Below are 256 nucleotides of genomic sequence, written 5' to 3' on the forward strand. Positions count from 1 at the left end.
CGGCTTTAGTCGCAGCTTAATTCAATCGCTTAACCAAAAGCGATTTAGCGATACGGTGTCAGAACAAATTTCTGCTGATGACTTAGGCGCATTGCCTGATATTTCAATGGCCGATGCACTGACTCGTTTACCGGGTATTTCAGCTGTGCGCACTGGCGGGCAGGCTGCACAAATTAATATACGCGGGCTGTCGGGCGGCTTTGTATTTTCAACACTTAACGGTCGTGAGCAGGTATCTACAAGTGGTAGCCGCAGT

At 48.8% G+C, this 256-nt stretch carries 1 protein-coding gene; it reads left to right on the forward strand.

The window, feature by feature from the left end; translation table 11 throughout:
* A partial coding sequence (locus R2R70_RS21535; RefSeq protein WP_410979130.1) for a TonB-dependent receptor plug domain-containing protein occupies positions 1–256 on the forward strand: 256 nt, incomplete at both ends.

This window comes from Cobetia sp. SIMBA_158 (genome assembly GCF_046566945.1).
Lineage (GTDB): Bacteria > Pseudomonadota > Gammaproteobacteria > Pseudomonadales > Halomonadaceae > Cobetia > Cobetia amphilecti.